15 protein-coding genes are annotated in these 19,056 nt (G+C 74.3%); 3 read left to right on the top strand and 12 right to left on the bottom strand.

Going from position 1 to position 19,056, the window contains the following annotated elements:
- Positions 1-5: 5 nt before the first annotated feature.
- Positions 6-431, bottom strand: a complete 426-nt coding sequence (locus tag ACFTZA_RS01580; protein WP_378190012.1) for a GntR family transcriptional regulator — start codon at positions 429-431, stop codon at positions 6-8.
- Positions 428-1,234, bottom strand: a complete 807-nt coding sequence (locus ACFTZA_RS01585) for a hypothetical protein (protein ID WP_378190015.1) — start codon at positions 1,232-1,234, stop codon at positions 428-430. Before ACFTZA_RS01585 ends, ACFTZA_RS01580 begins: the two co-directional genes overlap by 4 nt.
- A 296-nt stretch (positions 1,235-1,530) precedes the next feature.
- Between ACFTZA_RS01585 and ACFTZA_RS01590 the strand changes: the two genes are divergently transcribed.
- On the top strand, positions 1,531-2,910 hold the full coding sequence (locus tag ACFTZA_RS01590; protein WP_378190018.1) for an FAD-dependent oxidoreductase: 1,380 nt from the start codon (positions 1,531-1,533) through the stop codon (positions 2,908-2,910).
- Here ACFTZA_RS01590 and ACFTZA_RS01595 read toward each other — a convergent pair.
- Both ACFTZA_RS01595 and ACFTZA_RS01600 read right to left on the bottom strand, forming a co-directional pair.
- A complete protein-coding gene (locus ACFTZA_RS01595; protein WP_378190020.1) occupies positions 2,882-3,319 on the bottom strand; it encodes an arsenate reductase ArsC in 438 nt (145 codons plus the stop codon). The two genes, ACFTZA_RS01590 and ACFTZA_RS01595, sit on opposite strands and share 29 nt — an antisense overlap.
- A 24-nt stretch (positions 3,320-3,343) precedes the next feature.
- Positions 3,344-4,330, bottom strand: a complete 987-nt coding sequence (locus tag ACFTZA_RS01600) for a metalloregulator ArsR/SmtB family transcription factor (RefSeq protein WP_378190022.1) — start codon at positions 4,328-4,330, stop codon at positions 3,344-3,346.
- A 71-nt stretch (positions 4,331-4,401) separates the two neighbouring features.
- On the opposite strand from ACFTZA_RS01600, the gene ACFTZA_RS01605 reads away from it, so the two are divergent.
- Complete coding sequence (locus ACFTZA_RS01605) at positions 4,402-5,454, top strand: aldo/keto reductase (RefSeq protein ID WP_378190024.1); 1,053 nt, start codon at positions 4,402-4,404, stop codon at positions 5,452-5,454.
- Here the strand turns inward: ACFTZA_RS01605 and ACFTZA_RS01610 are convergent.
- From ACFTZA_RS01610 to ACFTZA_RS01620, 3 genes are all read right to left on the bottom strand, one after another.
- Positions 5,405-6,784 carry an RNA polymerase sigma factor gene (locus tag ACFTZA_RS01610; RefSeq protein ID WP_378190026.1) on the bottom strand — a complete coding sequence of 460 codons (1,380 nt, stop codon included), beginning with the start codon at positions 6,782-6,784 and terminating at the stop codon, positions 5,405-5,407. The two genes, ACFTZA_RS01605 and ACFTZA_RS01610, sit on opposite strands and share 50 nt — an antisense overlap.
- Positions 6,785-6,823: 39 nt before the next feature.
- Positions 6,824-7,258 (bottom strand): YciI family protein, encoded by a 435-nt coding sequence (locus ACFTZA_RS01615; RefSeq protein ID WP_378190028.1) that lies wholly within the window; start codon positions 7,256-7,258, stop codon positions 6,824-6,826.
- A gap of 127 nt (positions 7,259-7,385) precedes the next feature.
- A complete protein-coding gene (locus ACFTZA_RS01620; protein WP_378190031.1) occupies positions 7,386-8,186 on the bottom strand; it encodes an ABC transporter ATP-binding protein in 801 nt (266 codons plus the stop codon).
- Positions 8,187-8,440: 254 nt separating this feature from the next.
- Here ACFTZA_RS01620 and ACFTZA_RS01625 point away from each other — a divergent pair, with 254 nt between their 5' ends.
- Complete coding sequence (locus ACFTZA_RS01625) at positions 8,441-10,723, top strand: SpoIIE family protein phosphatase (protein WP_378190033.1); 2,283 nt, start codon at positions 8,441-8,443, stop codon at positions 10,721-10,723.
- A gap of 10 nt (positions 10,724-10,733) precedes the next feature.
- Here the strand turns inward: ACFTZA_RS01625 and ACFTZA_RS01630 are convergent, their stop codons facing one another.
- The 5 genes from ACFTZA_RS01630 to ACFTZA_RS01650 all read right to left on the bottom strand — a co-directional run bounded on the left by ACFTZA_RS01630 (position 10,734) and on the right by ACFTZA_RS01650 (position 19,044).
- Positions 10,734-11,210, bottom strand: a complete 477-nt coding sequence (locus ACFTZA_RS01630) for an ATP-binding protein (protein WP_378190035.1) — start codon at positions 11,208-11,210, stop codon at positions 10,734-10,736.
- Complete coding sequence (locus tag ACFTZA_RS01635) at positions 11,207-11,512, bottom strand: STAS domain-containing protein (protein WP_378190037.1); 306 nt, start codon at positions 11,510-11,512, stop codon at positions 11,207-11,209. Before ACFTZA_RS01635 ends, ACFTZA_RS01630 begins: the two co-directional genes overlap by 4 nt.
- A 165-nt stretch (positions 11,513-11,677) precedes the next feature.
- Complete coding sequence (locus tag ACFTZA_RS01640) at positions 11,678-15,277, bottom strand: Ig-like domain-containing protein (RefSeq protein ID WP_378190039.1); 3,600 nt, start codon at positions 15,275-15,277, stop codon at positions 11,678-11,680.
- Positions 15,278-15,425: 148 nt separating this feature from the next.
- Positions 15,426-17,555: a beta-galactosidase gene (locus tag ACFTZA_RS01645; protein WP_378190042.1), complete on the bottom strand. Its 2,130-nt coding sequence runs from the start codon at positions 17,553-17,555 to the stop codon at positions 15,426-15,428.
- Positions 17,556-17,712: 157 nt separating this feature from the next.
- A complete protein-coding gene (locus tag ACFTZA_RS01650; RefSeq protein WP_378190044.1) occupies positions 17,713-19,044 on the bottom strand; it encodes an ABC transporter substrate-binding protein in 1,332 nt (443 codons plus the stop codon).
- Positions 19,045-19,056 lie beyond the last annotated feature (12 nt).

The following is a 19,056-nucleotide window of genomic DNA, read 5'->3' on the forward strand; positions in this document are numbered from 1 at the left end:
GCAGGCTACGTCGGCAGCTGTCCCGTGCCGATCGTTCGCGCACGGTCGTGCTGGTCACGGATCGGTGGGCCGAGGAGCGCGGCCGAGACGAGGTCGTGGATCTCGGCGTCGGTCAGCGCGTGGTCACGAGCCGTCCGGACGAACCGGTGTGCGGCGTCGGTGACGGCCGCGCGGTCCAGGGTGGCCGGCGGCGCGGTGACGAGCGTCCCGACGCGCCGCCGAGTGGTGACAAGCCCCGACGCCTCGAGGTCGCGGTAGGTCCGTGCGACCGTGCCCGGCGCGATGCCCAGGTCGTTGGCCAGCGCGCGCACGGTCGGCAGGCGCTGGCCGTCCGCGAGCTCTCCCGCGGTGATGCGGGCGGCGATCTGTGCGCGCAGCTGCTCGTACTGCGGCGTGGTCGACGCGAGGTCGATCCGGACGGACAGGGTCATGCGCGTGTCCCGACCGGTTCGTCCGCGGTCAGCGGGTCGGGCGCCCGGTCGTGAGCCGGCCACACGGCGGCGACCGCGGCAGCGACGGCGACAGCGAGAGCGATGGCGAGGAGCGCGCTCCCTGCGGTCGCGTGTTCGTGACTCGTGGGTGCGTTGGTGTAGGCGCCAGATCCTGTGCCGAGGCCGAGCCAGCGGAACGCCAGCCCTGCCAGACCGAGCACGCCCGAGAGGGTCAGCCCCAGAACCAGCTGTACGGTGCGCTGGACTCGCCGTGCGACCCGACGACGCAGCCACATGTCCCACTCCTCGCTGACGTCCTCGACGGCCGGGCGCGCTGCGATGAACCGCAGGACGAGCTCGAGCAGCACGACGACGAGCGCTGTGCCGACGAGGATCGGCGCAGTCCACAGCCAGCCAGGGAACGGCCCGACCGTGTGAGCCTGGTACAGATCGAAGACCCGAGAGACGGACCGCGGTCCCGAGGCGACGACGCCGAAGAGGACCGATGTCGCTCCGATTGCCGCGCTCGACACCCAGACGAGGCGCCGAAGCCCGCGCGAGGCGATGTCAGCGACCGAGCGCAGGGTCAACCGTGCCTCTCTCTGCGTGCCCAGCGGCCTCGGCCAGGTGGCCTCCCCGGTCGCGTAGATCCCCAGCGCGCCGAGCAGCGAGGCGACGGGCAGCGAGGCGGCGACATGTCCGTCCAGCCAAGAAAGTCCGAGGACGAAGTACAGAGGCGGGAGGCCGAAGCCGGCGATCAGAGGGAACGCGGCGACGCCGCTCGTCAGCGATGCGTGACGCACTGCGCGACGGGCTGCGGTCGTCGGAGCGACCGTTCGTCGCCCGTCCCACCACAGGAGCGCGGCGGCCATCGTTGACGCCGCCCCGAGCAGCAGGGCGACGGATATCGGCAGAGGAAGACCGAGCAGAGGATCCACGTCGCGTCCCTTCAGACTATTGATCATGAACTATGCACTTTGCTCGCCACGTGGTCAAGTGGGCATGGCCGGGCGGCGCATGTGCGCCGCTCGCATTGACATCCGCCGATGCGGCCGCCACGATGCTCGCATCGACAACCTTCGATGCATGAGGAGTGGTGATGAGCGAGGTCGTCCGGGACGGGCTGCCGGTCGTGGTGATCGGTGCGGGGCCGGTGGGTCTGGCGGCGGCGGCACACCTGCTCGAGCGCGGGCTCGAGCCGGTGGTGCTCGAGGCGGGCGACCGCCCGGGCGCGGCCGTGGCGTCGTGGGGTCACGTGCGGCTGTTCTCGCCGTGGCGGTACGACGTCGACGGTGCCGCGCGGCGCCTGCTGTCGCGTGCCGGCTGGGCGGAGCCCGACCCGGACGCGCTGCCCACCGGTGCCGAGCTCGTCGAGCGGTACCTGGCCCCGCTGGCCGCGACTCCGGAGATCTCCCCGCGGCTGCGCACCGGGACGCGGGTGCTGGCGGTCGCGCGCGACGGGGCGGACAGGACGCGGTCGCTCGGGCGCGCGCGCCGCGGGTACCGGGTCCGCACGGTCGGCCCGGACGGTACGGTCCGTGACGTCCTCGCCCGGGCGGTGATCGACGCGTCGGGCACCTTCTCGACGTCGAACCCTCTGGGTGCCGACGGGCTGCCGGCGCTCGGCGAGGCGGACGCCGCACGGTTCGTGACGGGGCCGCTGCCCGACGTCCTCGGGGCGCAGCGCGACCGGTTCGCCGGGCGTCGCACGCTGGTGGTGGGGACGGGGCACTCGGCCGCGAACGCGCTGCTGAGCCTGCTGGAGCTCGCCGAGGCCGAGCCGGGCACGACGGTCACGTGGGCGATCCGCGGCGGGTCGGCCCGGCGCCTGTTCGGTGGCGGCGCGGACGACGAGCTGCCCGCGCGTGGGCTGCTCGGCACGCGCCTGAGGGCGGCGGTGGACGCCGGGCGTCTGACGCTGCTCACGCGGGTCTCGATCGAGCTGCTCGTGCCCGGCGAGGAGACGGTGCGGGTGCTCGGCACGGTTCGCGAGGAGCCCCTGCGGCTCGACGTGCACGCGATCGTCAACGCGACCGGCTTCCGGCCCGACCTCGACATGCTGCGCGAGGTGCGCCTCGACCTCGACCCGGTCGTCGAGGCACCGGCCGCGCTCGCCCCGCTCATCGACCCGAACGAGCACTCGTGCGGCACCGTGCCCCCGCACGGCGAGCAGGTGCTCGCCCACCCGGACGACGGCTTCTACCTCGCCGGCACGAAGTCCTACGGGCGTGCGCCGACCTTCCTGCTCGCCACCGGGTACGAGCAGGTGCGCTCGATCGCCGCGGCGCTGGCCGGGGACCGGGCGGCGGCGGACGCGGTCGAGCTGGACCTGCCCGCGAGCGGCGTCTGCTCGACGGACCTCGCCCTCGAGGCCGACGGCGCGAGCGGCGCGGCGTGCTGCGGCACCGCCCCGGCCGCGTCGGAGCTCGTCACCCTCGGCGCGGGGCCTCTCACGCGGTCGCCGTCCGCACGGGTGTGACGCCGAGCTCGTCGAGCAGGGTGAGCACGCGGGCGCGGATGTCGTCGCGGATCGGACGCACGGCCTCGATGCCCTGTCCGGCGGGGTCCTGCAGAGCCCAGTCCTCGTAGCGCTTGCCGGGGAAGATGGGGCACGCGTCGCCGCAACCCATGGTGATCACGACGTCGGACGCCTGGACGGCGTCCCGGGTCAGGACCTTGGGCTGCTCGGCGCGGATGTCGATGCCGTCCTCGAGCATGGCCTCGACGGCGACGGGGTTGATCTGGTCGGCCGGGGCGGAACCGGCGGAGCGGACCTCGACGGCCTCGCCGGACAGGGCGCGCAGGTACCCGGCGGCCATCTGGGAGCGGCCGGCGTTGTGCACGCACACGAACAGGGCGGACGGCTTCGTCGTGGTGGTCTCGGTCATGGTGGTCTCCCGGGATCAGACGGATCAGGCGGATCGGGCGGAGGGCAGGTCGAGGTCGGGCAGGAGGTCGGTGAGCAGGGCGCGCACGCGGGTGTCGAGCTCGGCGCGGATCGCGGCGACGCCGGCCGCGGACGCCAGGGCGGGGTCGCCCACGAGCCAGTCCTCGTACCGCGTGCCGGGCAGGACCGGGCACACGTCGCCGCAGCCCATCGTGACGACGACGTCGGCGGCGCGGACCGCGTCGTCGGTGAGGGGCTTGGGGTAGGCCTCGTCCGCGGCGGTGCCGAGCGCGACGAGCTCGGGGCGCACGGCGGGGTGTACGTCGGCCGCCGGGGTGGAGCCCGCGGAGCGGACGACGACGCGGTCCCCGGCGTAGCGGCGCACCAGGGCGGCGGCGAGCTGGGAACGACCCGCGTTGGCGACGCAGACGAAGAGCACCTGCGGTCGCGCGCCCGGCTCCCGGGCCAGGTCCGTGAGGCGCTGGCGGGCGAAACGGTCCGTGAGCGTGAGAAGGTGCGCGGAGACGGTGGCCGAGCGGGCGAGGGCGGTGTACGACTCGCGCACGGTGCGCAGCACCACGTCGGCGCCGAGCGCACGGTGGCGGGCCGCGAGGTCGGCGGTGAGGCGGTCGAGCGCGGCGTCGACGTCCTCCAGGCCCGTCAGCTCGTGCGGGGCGACCAGGGCCTCGAGCGCGGCCGGGGCGAACGACTCGAGCAGCGTCGAGACCGCCGCCTTGTACCCGGGAGAGATGCGGTACCAGACCCAGGTGCCGCGCCGCTCGGAGGTGAGCACGCCGACGTCGCGCAGCACCTTGAGGTGGTGGGAGACCGTGGGCTGCGACACGTCCGTGAGCGCGGCGAGGTCGCACACGCACGCCTCCCCGGCGGGCGAGGTCGCGACGAACGACAACATCCGCAGGCGCAACGGCTCGGCGAGGGCCTTGAGCGTGACCGCGACCGCGCCGGCGGCCTCGGCACCGATCGCGTGCGCCTCTCCGGGTTGTATAGACACATGTCTATATTGACAGTCCCCGATGTGGCGGCGCAACGCGGAGTGCGAGGCCGTACGGGCAGAATGGGCCCATGCCTCTCACCCCGCGCTACGTCGCCGCCGACGACCGCTACGACTCGATGACCTACCGCCGGACGGGACGCAGCGGGCTGGACCTGCCGGCGATCTCGCTCGGGCTGTGGCACAACTTCGGGGACACGACGCCCTTCGAGACGCAGCGGGCCGTGCTGCGCCGCGCGTTCGACCTCGGGGTCACGCACTTCGACCTCGCGAACAACTACGGCCCGCCGTACGGCTCGGCGGAGGAGAACTTCGGGCGGCACCTCGCCGGCGACCTCGGCGCGTACCGCGACGAGCTCGTCATCTCGTCGAAGGCGGGCTACGACATGTGGCCCGGTCCGTACGGCGACGGCGGCTCGCGCAAGTACCTCGTGTCGTCGCTCGACCAGTCGCTGCGCCGCATGGGCCTCGACTACGTCGACGTCTTCTACCACCACCGCCCGGACCCGAGCACGCCGCTCGAGGAGTCCATGCAGGCGCTGCACGACGTCGTCCAGGCCGGCAAGGCGCTCTACGTCGGCGTCTCCAACTACTCGCCCGAGCGCACGCGCGAGGCCCACCGCATCCTCGCCGAGCTCGGCACCCCGCTGCTCATCCACCAGCCGAGCTACTCGATGCTCAACCGGCACGTCGAGGACCGGGCGCACGACGACCGCTACGACGGCGTGCAGTCCGAGTCCCTGCTCGACGTCGTGGGCGACCTCGGCGTCGGCACGATCGTCTTCTCGCCGCTCCAGCAGGGCCTGCTCACCGACAGGTACCTGTCGGGCGCGGCGCCCGAGGGGTCGCGCGCCGCGCGCCCCGACTCGCCGTTCCTGTCGGAGGACAACATCGACGAGAGCTACCTCGCGACCGCGCGGACGCTGAACGAGATCGCGCAGGGTCGCGGGCAGACGCTCGCGCAGCTCGCCCTCGCGTGGGTGCTGCGCGACGAGCGCGTCACGTCCGCGCTCGTCGGGGCGAGCAGCGTGCGTCAGCTCGAGAACAGCGTCGCCGCGCTGTCCGCACCGGCCCTCACGCCGGACGAGCTCGACGCGATCGAGACCGCTCTGGCTCCCCGGTAGCTCCCGTCTCGGCGCGCTCCGCCGCCGCGGCGGCACGGCCGAGCAGGAGGCGCCGCTCGTGCGGCGTCGGAGCGAGGCCGGCCGCGTGCTCGAGGACCTCGGCGGCTTCCGCGTGCCGCCCGAGCCGGGAGAGCACGTCGCCCCGCGCGGCGCCGTAGAGGTGGTGCCGCGCGAGGCGCGGGTCGTCCGCGACGCCGTCGAGCACGTCCAGGGCGCGCTCCGGGCCGTCCGCCATGAGCACGGCGACCGCCCGGTTGAGCTCGACGACCGGAGACGGAGCCACGGCCGCGAGCGCGTCGTAGAGCGCCACGATCGCGTCCCAGTCGGTGTCGGCGAAGGTCGCGGCGCGGGCGTGACAGGCCGCGATCGCGGCCTGGAGCGTGTACGGGCCGAGCACGCGGCCCCCGCGCGTACCGAGCGCGAACGCCCGGTCGAGGGCGCCGAGGCCGCGCGCGACCAGCAGGCGGTCCCACCGCGAGCGGTCCTGGTCCTCCAGGAGGACGGGCTCGCCGTCGGGCCCCGTGCGCGCGGCGAAGCGCGACGCCTGGAGCTCCATGAGGGCGAGCAGGCCGTGCACCTCCGGCTCGCCGGGCAGGAGCCCGGCGAGCACGCGGCCGAGGCGCATCGCGTCCTGAGCGAGGTCCCGGCGCACCCAGGCGTCGCCCGACGTCGCGGAGTACCCCTCGGTGAAGACGACGTACAGCACCTCGAGGACCGCGGGCACCCGCTCGCGGAGCTCGTCGGCCTGCGGCACCTCGAACGCCACGCGCGCCTCCGCGAGCGTGCGCTTGGCGCGCGAGATCCGCTGCCCGACCGTCGCCGAGGGCACGAGGAACGCCCGGGCGATCTCGTCCGTCGTCAGCCCGCCCACGAGGCGCAGCGTGAGCGCGACGCGCGACTCCCGCGGGAGCACCGGGTGGCACGCGACGAGGACGAGGGCGAGCAGGTCGTCGTCCACGGGCCGGTCGACCACCGCGTCCGGGGCCGGGACGCTGCCCACGAGCGCCGCACCGCCGTCGGCCGCGCGCGCCGCACCGCCGTGCGTGCTCGCGGCCGGCGCGACGAGGTCCGCCGCGAGCCGCGCATACTTCTCGTCGCGCGTGCGCTCGCGGCGGACCAGGTCGACGGCGCGGCGGCGCGCGACCGTCGTGAGCCACCCTCCGGGGTTGTCGGGCACGCCGTGGGCGGGCCACTGCTCGAGCGCGGCGACGAACGCCTCCTGGGCGACGTCCTCCGCGAGACCGACGTCGCGCAGGGTCCGGGCGAGCCCGGCCACGAGCCGCGGCGACTCGATGCGCCAGACGGCCTCGACGGTGCGTCGTGCGTCCATGACCTGCCCGCCGACCGCGGCGTCCTGGTGCCCTGCCGGTCAGCCGTGCTGCGCCTTGATCTGCTCGGCCAGGCGCTCGTCCTTCTCGCGCAGCTCGGGCGTGTACTCCGCGCCGAAGTCCTCGACCTCGAAGATCGGCCGGATCTCCAGGACCTGCGTGGCGCCGAGCTCCGGGTCGGTCGGGCACTTTCGCGCCCACTCCACGGCCTCCTCGAGCGAGGACACCTGCCAGATCCAGTAGCCGGCGAGCAGCTCCTTCGACTCGGTGAACGGGCCGTCGAGCACCGACGTGCCGCTCGCGTCGAAGACGACCCGCGCGCCCTTCGCGCTCGGCTGGAGTCCCTGCCCGTCGAGCATGACGCCCGCCTTGACGAGCTCCTCGTTGTACGCCCCCATCTGGGCGAGCATCTCCTGCGTCGGGGTGATCTTGTCCTCGTCCGCTCCGGCGCCGGTGATCAGGACCATGACTCGCATGACGTTCCTCCTCGGTGAGTGCCCCTCGACCGTAGTGCCGAGGGGGCGGGTTCACCAGGACGTCGAATGGGGCACCCACGCTTTCGACACAGGTGCCGGACGAGTTTCCGCGGGGACCCGGCGCGGGTCAGCGGAATCGCTGCACCGCGAGCGGAGCGGCCTCCGCGAGCGCGCGGACGGCGGGGTGGTCGGCGCCGGCGGCGTCGCCCGCGAAGACGTCGCGCAGCGGGCCCGACGTGACGAACGTGCCGTCGGCGAGCACGTGCACGGTCGGGCACATGCGCTCGACCAGCTCGAGGTCGTGCGAGACGAGCACGACGGCGGTGCCGAGCTCGCTCGTCGTCTCGCGCAGGCGCCGCACGACGTCGCCGCGCATCGCGGGGTCGACCGCCGTCAGGGGCTCGTCGAGGAGCAGCACGCGGGGCCGCGTGGCGAGGGCGACGGCGAGCGCGAGCCGCTGCTTCTCGCCGCCCGACAGCGAATGGATCGTGCGCGGGGCGTGCCGCGGCTCGAGCGCGACGTCGACGAGCAGGTCCGCGACCGGCCGCCCGTTCGCCCGCCCGGCCTTGCGGGCCTCCGTGAGCGCGGCCGACAGCGTGCGGTCGACGCTCCAGCGCGGGTCGATCCCGACCCCCGCGAGGCCGTCCTGTGAGACGCGGCGCACGTCGGCCTTGAAGACCTTCTTGTCCCGGCGCGACAGCTTCGACACCGTGCGGCCCTCGTAGGTGGCGTGCCCGCTCGTCGGCCGGACGAGCCCGACGAGCGACCGCAGGACGGTCGACTTGCCGGCGCCGGACTCGCCGACGATCCCCACGGGCTCCGCGCCGGGCACGACGTCGAGGTCGATGCCGCGGAGGACGTCGGGCCCGCCGTAGCCGGCGGCGAGGCCGGCGGCGCGCAGGATCGGGGGCGGGGCGGTCGGGCTCATGGTCACCTTCTGCTCGGTCGGCTCGGGGCGGCGCGGTCCGTGCCGCGCGGCCCCGTTGGTCCGACGAACGACGGTACCCCTCGGTTCCCCGCGCGCGGCACGTCCCGGGCGCACCGCGGTGCGGCGCGCCGCGCGGGAGGTGCGCACGCACGACCTGGCGGGTTACCGTAGGCCCTCGTACAGGATCCTCGTGCCCAGGTGGTCCGTCGACACGTCGCCGGCGTCTCCTGCGCCGCGAGGACCGGAGGATGCGCGTGACCAGGACGGTCGGCAACGACGGCCTCCTCGCCCCCGGCGAGCCCGTCGACCTGGACAACTGCGCCCGCGAGCCCATCCACGTGCCCGGGATGATCCAGCCGCGCGGGGCGCTGCTGGTCGTCCGCGAGAGCGACGGCACGGTCCTGCAGGTGTCGTCCAACTCCGCGGCGTTCCTCGGGTCCGAGCCGGAGGCCCTGCTCGGGCGCCCCCTGGAGGCGGCGGTCGGGCGTGCGGCGGCGACGACCGTCCTCGAGCACGCGCGCGGGGGCGAGGACCTCGCGGTCCGCAACCCGCTCACGGTGCGGCTCGAGGGCGCGGGCGACGTCGTCGCGCGCGAGGTCGACGCGGTGCTCCACCGTCCGCCGCTGCCGGCCACCGGCCCGGGTGCCGAGCCGGTGCTCGTCGTCGAGCTCGAGGCCGCCGCGGGCGAGCGCCCGCTGACGTTCCGCAACACGTACCTGCGCGTCCGCCGCGCGCTGCGCGACCTCGAGCGCGCCGCCACCCTGCACGAGCTGTACGACGACGCGGCCCGTCACGTGCGCGCGCTCACCGGCTTCGACCGCGTGATGATCTACCGCTTCGACGCCGAGTACAACGGTGAGGTCGTCGCCGAGGCCCGCCGGGAGGACCTCAACTCGTTCCAGGGGCTGCACTACCCGGCGTCGGACATCCCGCCGCAGGCGCGTGCGCTGTACGAGAAGAACTGGATCCGGCTCATCGCAGACGTCGACTACACGCCGGCGCCGGTCGTGCCCACGGCGCTGCCGACCACCGGCGCGCCGCTCGACCTCACGTACTCCACGCTGCGCAGCGTCTCGCCGATCCACCTCGAGTACCTGGGAAACATGGGCGTGCGCGCGTCGATGTCCATCTCCCTGCTGCGCGACGGGCGGCTCTGGGGTCTTATCGCGTGCCACCACTACGCAGGCCCGCACGAGCCGCCGTACGAGGTGCGGACCGCGGCCGAGTTCCTCGGATCCGCGCTGTCCGTCCGCCTCGTCGGGCAGGCGGAGGAGGAGCGCGACGCCGAGGTGCGCCGGGCGGAGAGCGTGCTCGCCCACCTCGCGGCGGACAGCCGCGACGAGGCCGCGCCGCTCGGCATCGCGATCACGCGCTCCGGGTGGCTGCGCAAGCTCGTGCGCGCCGACGGCGCGGCGGTCGTCGCCGAGGGGCGCCTGACGTCCGTGGGCAGCGTGCCCGACGACGACGGCTGTCGTGCGCTCGTCGCGTGGGTGCTCGCCCAGGGCGAGGAGCTCGTCGCCACCGACTGCCTGGTGCGCGACGCGCCGGACGTCGCCCCCATGGCTCCCGACGTCGCGGGCCTGCTCGGCATCGTGCTGCCCGACGGTCAGGTCGTCGTGTGGGTGCGCGACGAGGTGCTCCGCCACGTCGACTGGGGCGGAGACCCGTACAACAAGGCCATCGCGTCGCGCGAGGGCGACACCGTGCGGCTGAGCCCGCGCAAGTCGTTCGACCGCTGGCGCGAGGTGGTGCGCGGGCACAGCCGCCCGTGGACGCCGGACCAGACCGACTTCGCGGCGGCGCTGCGCGGTCACCTCGTCGAGGCGCTGTACGTGCGCGGGCGCAAGGACCTGCGGGCGACGGAGTCGCTCCAGCGCAGCCTGCTGCCCGCGATCCTGCCGCAGGTGCCGGGCTGGACCATCCAGTCGCGCTACGAGGCGGCCGGCGACGGCTTCGTCGGCGGCGACTGGTACGACGCGCTCACCCTGCCGTCCGGGCAGGTCGCGCTCGTCGTCGGGGACGTCACCGGCCACGGCCTCCAGGCCGCCGCGACGATGGGCCAGCTGAGCACGACCCTGCGCGCCGCGCTCGTCAGCACGTCCTGCGCGTCGCAGGCGGTGTCGCGCCTCGCCGAGTTCGCGCGGTGGACCCTGCCGGGCGAGGTCGCGACGCTCACCGTCGCGGTGGTCGACCCGTCGACGGGCGTCGTGGAGCACGTGTCCGTCGGGCACCCGCCGCTGCTGGTCGTCGAGCCGGAGGGGAGCGTGCGGTGGGCCGAGCCGGCGACCGCGCCGCCGCTCGGGCTCGTGGACGAGGCGCCGACGGTGCACCGGCTCGAGATCGCGCCCGGCGGGGCGCTCGTGATGTACAGCGACGGCCTCGTGGAGCGCCGCGGGGAGTCCGTCCGCGACGGGCTCGCCCGGCTCGCGTCGACGTGCACGGGCGGAGTCCTCGACGTCGACGCCGTCGTCGCGGAGGCGCGGGACCCGCGCTCGGCGGACGACGCGACGCTGCTCGTCCTGCGTCGCGACGCCTGAGGTCCGCGCCTCAGCCGAGGAGGGCGAGGGCGCTGCGCGCGCTCGCGCCGGCGCGGAACAGCGGCACGACGAACCGTGCCCAGACGTGCTTCTCACCGGTCGTCGTGCCGAACCAGCCGACCTCGCGGGCCGTGCGGCGCGCGAGCTGCAGGCCGAAGCCGCCGGCTCCCGGAGGCCGGTGCAGGTCGAGCACGGGCGGCTGGTCGGGGGAGTGGTCGACGACGTCGACGACGAACTCGCGGCCGTCGCTGAGCAGCCGCAGCTGGGCGGGCGGGCGACCGTGCCGCAGCGCGTTCGTGGCCAGCTCGCTCGCCACGAGGACCACCCGCTCGGGCACGGCGTCCAGGTGCCGGTCCGGCGGGAGCGGTGCCCCCGTGAGGACGCGGTGCAGCGAGGCGCGCAGCTCGGCGAGGTCGCCCATCGCCGCCAGCCGCCACGAGCCGATCTCCACGAACCGGTCGGGGATGACCGACCGGTCGATCGTCACCGCGACTCCTCGAGCTCGAAGAGGGTCACGACCCCGCTGAGGTCGAGGAGGTCGCGCACGCGCTGCGGGGTGCCGAGGAGCGCGGGCTTGCCGGCGCCGGCCGTCGCGGCGTGGTAGAGCAGGCGCAGGCCGCCGGAGTCCATGAACGTCACGGCGGTGAGGTCGATCCGGATGCGGCTCCCGGTGGACTGGGCGTGCCGGACCAGCTCGTCCTCGTGACGCGATTGCACAGCGGCGTCGATCTCGCCGTACATCACCCACAGGGACCCCTGGTCCTGCACTGTCACACCGCTGTCGGTCACGGGCGCGCCTCCTCCGAGCGCCCCGGACGGTCCAGGGCACCGGAGGTCTACGCTACGCAATCCGCGCCGCCGGCGCTCGCTCGTCCGTCGTGCGACACGCCCCGGACGCACGACGGCCACCCGCCGGTCGGAACCGGTCGGGTGGCCGTCGAGGGACGCGGCTCGTCAGCAGGAGCGCGCCGTGTACCCCGTCTCGAGCGGGGCACCGCCGTCGACCGCCACGGACACCGTGCCGGCCGCGACGGTCGCACCGCGGGTCGCGAACGCGTGGTACGCGTTGCTCCCCGGCGCCACGTCGGCGAACGAGCGGGTGCCGTACGGCGTCGACACGTCGACGTCGACGGGCGCGTCGCCGTCGTTCGTCACCCGGACGGCGAGGTACGCGCTCCCCGCCAGGCACCGCGTCTGCACGGTCGTGGTGACGGGTGCTTCGGCGGCGCCGTCGGTCCACGCGAGCGTGTAGACGCGCTCGGTGCCGTCCTCCGCGGTCACGGTGACGGTGGTCGTCCCCGGGACGGCGTCGGCCGCGTCGACGCGGGTGGTCGCGTACGGGTCGTGCGCGGTGGCCTCGACCACCGGCACGCCCTCGGCGGCGACCTCGTAGGCCGTGACCTCGGGGTCGAAGCCGGCGAGCGGGTCGCCGTCCACCGTGATGCCCGACGCCGTGGCGTCGGTCCCGGTGCCCGGCACCTTGGCCAGGACCTCGATCTCCGAGACGACCATGTGCGTGTTGTCGCGCGCCGTGAGCACCACGCGCACCGCGGAGGTCCGCACGTCGGCCGGGACCTCGACCGCGGGGGCCGGGCCGTCGGGAGACGCGTCCACCGTGACCGGCGCACCGACGTCGGTCCACGTGCCGTCGACGAGGGCCTGCAGCCGGACCGTCCGTGCCCAGCTCGCGCTCGACCCGTCCTTCCAGAACCGGGTCACGACGCCGGTGACGTCGCGCTCGGCGGGCAGGGTCACGGTGAGCGTGTCGGACGTGCGCTTGGTGCCCGACAGCCAGTTCGACCACGCCTTGTCCGTGAGCGTGCCGTCGACGACCCCGGCCACGGAGTAGCCCGGCTCGGTGAACGTCGCGGACGCGGTCGTGCCCGGGGCGAGCGCGCCGTTGGCGGCCGCGGCCTCGGTGACCTGGACCCGCACGACGGCGGGCAGCGTCGTCGGCGTGCCGTCCAGGGTGCCCGCGTCGGCGGTCCCGGTGAGCTCGACCACGCCGACGGCGTCGAACGCGCCCTCGGGCGCGGCGTCCCACGTGACCGGGCGCTCGACCTCGGCGCCGCCCGCGGCGACGGCGGTGACCTTCGTCGGCAGCTCCGGGACGCCGCCCGCGTACGCCTTGGCCCGCGCGGGGAGCGTGCGGTCGAGCGTGTCGACGACGACGGTGGCCGTGGCCTCCGTCGTGCCGCCCGTGGGCAGCGTGACGGTCCCCGTCACCTCGACGGTCCCGGTCGTCGCCCATGCGTCGTCACCGGGGAGGTCCCAGCTCACCGGGAGCGTGCCCCGGGCGCCGTCCGGGTAGACGGGCGTGACGACGTCGGGCAGCTCCGGCGCGGTCCCCGGCGTGGTGAACTCGTCGACGGGGACGGTGGACAGCACCGTCTCGTCGACGATCCGCCAGCGCTGGTTGACGCCGGAGTTGGCGAGGTACGTGCCGACGGGCGAGCCGTCGGCCGTCGCCTGGCCGCCGACCTCGAGCAGGGTCTTCGACGACGCGTTGACGAGCGTGTACGTGCCGTCGCCCGTGGTCGACAGGATCCACTGCGCCGCGAGGGGCGTGCCCGCGACGTCGGCAGGAGCGTCGACGAGCACGGGCGACGTGTCCGCCGTGACCGCGAGCTGGCGGCCCGTGGCGGCGTTCGTCACGGCGTAGCGCGTGCGGTGGGTGCCGGAGCCCTCGGGCGCGCCGAGCGCCGTGAGCTCCCACGCCTGCTCGGCGGTCGCGGCGTCCGTGCGGATCACGACGCCGTCGCCGGTCGCCGCCGGGGCGAGCGAACGGTTCGACTGGACCCCGTCGAGGCGGTACACGTGACCGTCCTGGACGAGCGCGGCGTCGTCCGCGACGCCCGAGACGCCGTCGACGACGAACGTCGTGACGGACTCCGCGGGGACGGTGAGCGTGGCGCGGGGGCCGTGCTCTCCGGACGTCACGGGGACCGGCTCGCCCTCGACGAGGTAGCCGGCCGTGCTCGTCACGACGGGGGTGACGGTCGCATCGGACCCGACCGCACCGAACTTCGACAGGTCGAGCGTGACGGCGCGCTCGGCCGTCGTGGCGTTGACGTGGACGACGGCCGCGGAGTCGTCGTCCTCCGAGATCGCGGCGGTGCTGTTCGCGTCGTCGGAGCGCACGAGGCGGTCACCGGGCTCGATGTGGTGCGTGAAGTTCTGGGTCGCCCAGTACTTGGTGTTCGTGTAGATCGGGCACGTCTCGAGCGTGTCCTCGGCCGTGCAGTCGAACGGGATCTGGATCTCGCCCCAGTTCATGCCGTTCGCGCTCTCGCCGCCGGGCGCCATGTTGGCGTAGTCCTCGACGGGCTGCCAGAACACCCACGCGCCCGGCTCGAGCTCGCGCAGGTCGTCGACGATGTGCTGGGCGCTGCCGAGGCCCGACTCCATGGTCTCGAAGTCCTGGCCGGTCGAGCTCCAGTTGCCGCCGACCTCGCTCATCCACAGCGGCTTGTCCTCGCCCTTGGCGATGTCGCGGACCGTCGTGCGCTGGCCCGTGCCGTAGGTGTGGACGTTGAGCTGGGCGACCTGGTCGCGGACGGACTGCGGGTAGGAGTTCCAGTTGCGCGCGAACGTGCCCGGGTTCGTCTCGTCCATCGCCGAGATCACGGCGTCGGTCGCCGCGCCCTCGAGCGCCGACGCGAGCGCCGGGATCACCTGCTGCTGCAGCTCCGGGCCCATGTGCGCGCCCTCCTGGCGGCCCCCGGTCGGGTTGCCGTCGGCGCCGAGCTGGGTGCCCCAGTAGTTCGTGTCCGGCTCGTTGAACGGGTCGATCGTGTCGACCTCGATGCCGTGCGCCTCCTCGAGGCGCTCCGTGACGCCCACCAGGTACGCGGCGAACTCGTCGATGCTCTCCGTCTTCAGCTGGTCGGCGTTCGGGTCGAACCCGCCCGAGACGTAGCCGCTGACGGTCATGAACCACGGCGGGGAGTTGCTGAACGTCTCCCAGTGCGTGACCTCGTCCTTGATGCGGTCGACCCACCAGCGCTGCGTGGCGTCGGCATCCTCGTCCCAGTGGTCCGGGTTCTCCGGGTCCCACCAGTCGACGTCCTCGCGCGTGGTGCCCTCGGGAGCCTTCCACCAGCCGTCGACGGCACCGCCCGCGCGCAGGTAGTCGGGCACGTCCGGGGCGTTGCCGCCGCCCACGTTGTAGCGCGCGATGTTGAGGTTGAGGCCCTCGTCGCCGAACACCATGTCGGCGAGCTTCTCGCGGATCTCGTCCGGGTAGTCGCCGGTCGCGTTGGCGAACCACACGAGGCTCGTGCCCCAGCCCTCGAACGGGGCACCGGCGTACGACGGGTCGGGCGTCACCGTGACGCCGGGGACCTCGGCGGCTGCGGCCGCGCTCGCCACGGTGCCGACCGGTGCCGCGGTGACCGGTGCGGCGGCCGCCTGGGCGGGCACCGCGGCGAGGGCGCACCCGGCGACGAGCGCGCCGGCTCCCAGCCCTGCGCCGAGCCGCGCGCCCAGCGGTCTGCGGGGCGGGGCACCCCGTGTGGTGTCGTCGTGCTGTCGCACGGCCGATGTCGGGCTCATCGCTGAGCCACCTCCTTCGCGTCGCTGCGAACCGATGGGGTGCCACCGGGTGCGGGGGATCCCGCGGGGGTTCGAGAGGTCTGACCGCGAGGTAGAACCTCCGGCCCCGAGGTAGAGCGCGGCGGGCTCTACCTCGAGGCCGGGGGTTCTACCTCGGCGTGGTCTCGGCGGGGCGGCGCACGACGGCGACGCCTCGCGGGTCGAGCAGGAGCGCACCGTCGCCCGCGCCCGAGGGCGTCAGGCGACGCCCGAGGAGGACGTCGCCCGCGACGTCGGGCACCTCGACCGGCTGCGCGGTCCGGTTGACGAGGAACCAGAAGTCCTCTGTGCCGTTCGTGCGCACCGCGAGCTCGACGAGGCCGCGCGCCGCGGCGGGCAGCTCGCTGCGCACGCCCGCGTCGTCGAGCAGCCGGGCGAGCACGGGCACGAGGCCCTCGGGGCCGAGGCGCGTCGAGACGTACGCCGCCGAGCCGGTACCGGCGCCCGTCGTCACGGGGCGGCGGGTGATCGCCGCGCGTCCCGCCTGCTCGCCGGTCTTGTACCAGCCGACGACCTCGACCGCGGGGTCGACGACGTCGACCGGCTCTGCCCACAGGGTGGCCTCGAGCTGCTCGCCGCCCACCTCGACCGTGGCCGACTCGTGGTCGAGCAGCGGTGCGAACTCCTCGACACGGATGCCGAGCAGGTCGCGCAGGGCCCCGGGGTAGCCGCCGAGCCACGCGTGGTCGTCCTGGTCGACGACGCCCGAGAAGTACGTCGTCACGAGGTGGCCGCCGCCCTCGACGAACGCCGTGAGGCGGTCGCGCAGCGCCGCGGGGACCACGTGCAGCACGGGCGCCGCGACGACGTCGTACCCGGTGAGGTCGGCCCCGACCGGCACGACGTCCGCGCGCACGCCGAGGGCGAGGAACGCCGAGTACCAGTCGAGCGCCTCCTGGCGGTAGCGCAGCCGGTCGGTCGGGTGCGAGTCGAGCTCGGACGTCCACCACGAGTCCCAGTCGAACGCGATCGCGGCGCGCGCGGGCGCCTGGTCGCTCCCGGCGACGGGCGCGAGGTCGCGCAGCGTCTCGCCGAGCGCGACGACGTCGCGGAACAGGCGCGAGTGCTCGCCGGCGTGGGGCACCATGCCCGAGTGGTACTTCTCGGCACCCGCCGCGGACTGGCGCCACTGGAAGTAGCAGACCGCGTCGGCGCCGTGGGCGACGTGCGTGAGCGAGTCGCGCGCGAGCTCGCCCGGCTTCTTCGCGACGTTCACCGGCTGCCAGTTCACCGCGCTCGTGGAGTGCTCCATGAGGAACCACGGGCGGTGCCGGGCGATGCCGCCGGTGAGGTTGGCGGAGAACGACAGCTCGTCGAGCGCCTGCGGCCCGGGGAGCACGTAGTGGTCGTTGGAGACGAAGTCGAGCTCGTCGGCCCACGCGGCGTAGTCCATGCCCTTCGTCTCGCCCATGACCATGAAGTTGGTCGTCACGGGGACGTCGGGGGTGGCGCGGCGCAGGATCTCGGCCTCGGCGCGCAGGTACTGCTGCAGCGCGTCGGAGGAGAAGCGCTTGAAGTCGAGCTGCTGCGTCGGGTTGGGGTGCGACGTCGTGAGCCGCGGCGGGAGCACCTGCTCCCACGCGCTGTAGCGCTGCGACCAGAACGCGGTGCCCCACGCGGCGTTCAGCGCGTCGAGCGTCGCGTACCGCTCGCGCAGCCAGGTGCGGAACGCCTCCGCCGCGTCGGAGCTGAAGTCGTAGACGTTGTGGCACCCGAGCTCGTTCGACACGTGCCACGCGACGAGCGCGGGGTGGTCGCCGTAGCGCTCCGCCATGCGCTCGACGAGGCGCAGCGCGTGCTCGCGGAAGACGGGCGACGTCGGGCGCCACTGCTGGCGCGCGCCCGGCCACATCGTCTCGCCCGTGCGGGTCTGCGGCAGGATCTCGGGGTGCTTCGTCGTGAGCCACGGGGGCGGGGAGGCCGTCGCCGTGGCGAGGTCGACGGTGATGCCGTTCTCGTGCAGCAGGTCCATGACCTCGTCGAGCCACGCGAAGTCCCACGTGCCCTCGGTCGGCTGGATCCGCGCCCAGGAGAAGATCGCGAGCGACACGACGGTGACCCCGGCCTCGCGCATGAGGCGCACGTCCTCGTCCCACACCTCCCGCGGCCACTGGTCGGGGTTGTAGTCCGCGCCGTAGCCGATGCCGGACGGCGCGTGCGCGTCGGGCCGCGGCGCGTCGCCGGGGCGGGCGTGGGGGCCGGGCCTCCGCAGCCAGCGGTGCGGGGTGGGGGTCGACATGCGTGCTCCTCGAAGACGTGCGCTCGGGACGAGCGGGGCGGACGCGCGGTGGCGCCCGCGGGGGTGCGCGCCGGGCCGCCCCCCTCGACGAGGAGGGCGGCCCGGCGGTGCGGTGCAGACGGTGCGTGTCCCGCGGGGCGAGGCCCCGCGGCACGTGTCACTCGTTGACGGTGAAGCCCTGGTCGGAGCCGTAGGTCACCGACGCGCCCTGCCAGGCCTGCAGGCCGTCGGTCAGCGGGGTGCCGGAGACGTAGGACTGGCCGACCGTGTCGTTGAAGATCGAGTTCGCGTAGACCTGGAAGGGCAGGTACTCCCAGCCCTCGGCCACCTGCGTGGCGGACTCGGCGAGCACCTCGTTGACCTTCTGACCGCCGAAGTACTCGAACTCCTGCTGCGTGAAGTCGTCGGCCTCGAGCTCGGCGACCGTCGCGGGGAAGGCGCCCTCGGCGACGCGCGTCGCGATGCCGTCGCCCACCGTCGCGTACTCGAGGAAGGCCCAGGCGAGGTCCTGGTTCTCGCTGGCCGCGGGGATGGCGAGCGAGCTGCCGCCGTTCTCCGACGTCACGCCGGCGCCGGCCTCCCACTGCGGCATGGGCGCGACGGCCCAGTCGCCCGACGCGCTCTCGACCGAGGTCTCGAGGTTGCCGCGCATCCACGCGCCGATCACCAGGCTGGCGACGGAACCGTCGGCCAGGCCCTGGTACCACTCGTCACTCCACGACGTGACGGGCGCGACGAGCTCCTCGTCGATCATCGTCTGCCACGTGGACGCGAACCGCTGCGTGCCCTCGTCGGTGAAGTCGATCGTCACGTCGGTGCCGTCGACCTGGTACGGGCGGCCCCCGGCCTGCCAGATGAGGCTCGTCGTGAAGCCCGCGTCGCCCGTGTCGTTCGTGATGTACGCGTTCGGGTCCGCCGCGCGCAGCGCCCGGCCGGCCTCGACGTACTCGTCCCACGTGGTCGGCACCGTGATGCCGTGCTCGTCGAACACGCGCTTGTTGTAGAACAGGGCCATCGGGCCCGAGTCGGTGGGGAGCGCGTACACGCCGTCGCCCTGGGTCACCGCGTTCCACGGGCCGGGGGTGAAGGTCTCGTCGAGCTCGTCGGCGCCGTACGACGTCAGGTCGGCGAGCGCGTCGGAGAGCGCGAACTGGGGGAGCGCGTAGAACTCGATCTGCGCGATGTCGGGGACGCCCGAGCCCGCCGCGATCGCGTTCTGGAGCGCGGTGTACTGGTCGTTGCCGGTCCCGGCGTTGACGAGCTCGACGGTGACCCCCGGGTTCTCCTCCTCGAAGTCCGCGGCGACGCTCTCCAGCGTGGGGTCCCACGCCCAGACCGTGATGGTCCCGCCTTCGTCGAGAGCGGACTCGGCGTCGTCGGCGCTGCCGCCGCCCGAGCCGCCGCTGCAGGCGGTGAGGACCAGGGCGAGCGCGCCCGTGGCGGCGATGGCGGCGGTCGCGCGGCGCGACCGTCGGGTGATGGGGGACATGCGGTTTCCTCT

The organism is Cellulosimicrobium sp. NPDC057127, from assembly GCF_042670945.1.
GTDB lineage: Bacteria > Actinomycetota > Actinomycetes > Actinomycetales > Cellulomonadaceae > Cellulosimicrobium.